The 618-nt window shown below is 49.0% G+C and carries 1 protein-coding gene; it reads left to right on the plus strand.

Annotation, left to right across the window (positions count from 1 at the left end; genetic code table 11):
• The coding region (priA, locus tag R7Z77_RS26595; protein ID WP_318137202.1) for a primosomal protein N' at positions 1–618 on the plus strand (618 nt) is incomplete at both ends.

Here is a 618-nt window from a genome sequence, read left to right on the forward strand (position 1 = left end):
CTTAGAGAAAGGTAAACAAGCCTTGGTTTTAGTACCAGAGATTGGCTTAACGCCCCAAACCATCAACCGCTTTAAACGCCGTTTTAATGTGCCAGTTGACGTCATCCACTCCGGGTTAAACGAGACGGAGCGTCTGAATGCGTGGCTTTCTGCACGCGACAAAGCGGCCGGAATCATTATCGGCACACGCTCTGCCCTACTCGCGCCTTTTGCTGATCTCGGGATTATCATTGTGGACGAGGAACATGACACCTCTTACAAACAGCAAGATAGCTTGCGTGATCATGCACGCGATGTTGCTGTAATGCGCGCCCATAAAGAACAAGTTCCGATTGTTCTGGGCTCAGCCACACCTGCACTGGAGACATTGCACAATGCCTTGTCAGGCAAGTATCACCATTTAACACTAACCCAACGAGCTGGCTCTGCCGTACCAACCACCAATAAAGTGTTAGATGTAAAAGGTCAGTATTTAGAAAGTGGCTTATCTGCCCAACTGATTGCCGAGATGCGCAAGCATTTAAAAGCGGGCAATCAAGTAATGTTGTGTCTTAACCGTCGAGGCTTGTCGCCCGCTGTGATGTGCCATGAATGCGGTTGGAGTGGAGAATGTAAACG

This window comes from Vibrio sp. 1401 (assembly GCF_033340295.1).